The sequence below is a fragment of the Serpentinicella sp. ANB-PHB4 genome (assembly GCF_031432315.1).
In the GTDB taxonomy this organism is placed as follows: Bacteria; Bacillota; Clostridia; order Peptostreptococcales; family Natronincolaceae; genus Serpentinicella.
Window position 1 is genome coordinate 28213 of sequence record NZ_JAVKGO010000017.1, and the last position, 1655, is coordinate 29867.

The following is a 1655-nucleotide window of genomic DNA, read 5'->3' on the forward strand; positions in this document are numbered from 1 at the left end:
ATTTGTACTACTTCCTGTTGCCTTTATCCTTTGTACGCTTCTTTCTATGCCATTTCCTTCTATTACTAGACTTTCTAATTCTGTTGGTAGTGGTTTGATCTCAATATCTTCGTACCTATGGCTATCTAATCTTTCTTCACTTTCTTTATCCTTTATATGTACACCATATCGATAGTTTCCTGCTTTTTTTGGCGTCCAATCAAATATACCTGATTCCCCATAATCTCTTACCATTCTCCATCTATTTTCACTTAAATCATTCACCCAAAATTGATACAATACACCATTTGTACTACTTCCTGTTGCCTTTATCCTTTGTACGCTTCTTTCTATGCCATTTCCTTCTATTACTAGACTTTCTAACTCTGTTGGTAGTGCACTGGTAGTTATTCCTTCTGCAGATGCATTTACATTAATGAAAATTGAAAAAATAATATTAGTCATAATCATAAGTGCTATGTAAGTAGGGCGTCTAATAACATTTTTTTTAATCATATTAAATTTCCCCCTTTTTCCTAGTTATATTATAACATTATACCAAAGAAAATAGCTTTAATATATATATATCTACTTTATTTTACATGATGAATTGTAATATTAAGTGCAACACCAAAAAAATATGGCTAAAGTAAAGCAGCCCATAACAGCTTCGTGTAAAATGTAAGTAACCACACCAAGACATACACGTAGGTCTATTATGAGCTACGAACATCTTATCACATTTGAAAGAGCGCGTATAGAAACCTTTTACGAACAAGGAAATTCCATTCGTGCTATCGCTAAAAAATTAGACCGGCTACCATCTACTATCTCAAGGGATTAAAACGCAATTCACAAAAAGGATGTTCTACATCTGAAAAGGCACAAGATTGCTATAATGAACGTAGATTTAATTGTGGTCGTATTGGTAAATAGTCTCCAGATTTAGCTGACATTATTAATGAAAAGTTCAAACTTACTTGGTCACCAGAACAAATCGTAGGTCGATTATTTCAAGGTTCTCTAAGCTTTAAAACGGTTTATCGTTGGATTTATCAAGGATTATTAATAAACCAAGATTTAAAAGTTCTTCGTCACAAAGGAAAGCGTCAGAAACCCCGAGAAACAAGAGGACGATTTAACATAGGGACCTCTATCAAGAATCTGGCAAAAGAAGTTAGAAAACGAGAATCATTTGGTCATGGGGAACTTGATAGTGTAGTCTCAAGTCGTAGTAAAAGCAGGTTCTATAATAAATGTTGGGGTGGTTAATACTCCAGCATTTTTTAATTCAAAAAATAATGCACTTATTGAAAATACCTGCTAGAATCTAGTTGCTCAAACCAAATTCAAAGGTGGTTTATCAATAAATTCCACTCTAATTTTATCAATAATCTATTAAATTTAAAAGAGGTAATAGTAACTAAAATTTCTCATGGTGATGCTTTTGTAAAAATCTTTTGAAAAACAAAGCCTCGTGAACATACTTGTCCTCGCTGTAAAGCTAAAACATCTAAAATTCATGATTATCGAGAACAACCATCAAAAACTTACCCTTCAATTTAAACACGTTTACCTGGTTCTTAAGAAAAGGCGTTGTGTATGCTCCTGTGGTAAACGTTTTTATGAGGAATATGATTTTCTTCCTCGCTATCATCGAATGACTAATCGGTTAG

At 33.1% G+C, this 1655-nt stretch carries 1 protein-coding gene and 1 pseudogene; one reads left to right on the forward strand and one right to left on the reverse strand.

Annotated features, from left to right (window positions below; genetic code table 11):
• Positions 1-495: hypothetical protein (locus RH915_RS10725; RefSeq protein WP_331618396.1), on the reverse strand; the 495-nt coding region annotated here is incomplete at its 3' end.
• A 202-nt stretch (positions 496-697) separates the two neighbouring features.
• Between RH915_RS10725 and RH915_RS10730 the strand changes: the two are divergent.
• Positions 698-1224, forward strand: a pseudogene (locus tag RH915_RS10730) (IS30 family transposase); the annotation flags it as partial.
• Positions 1225-1655: the final 431 nt, after the last annotated feature.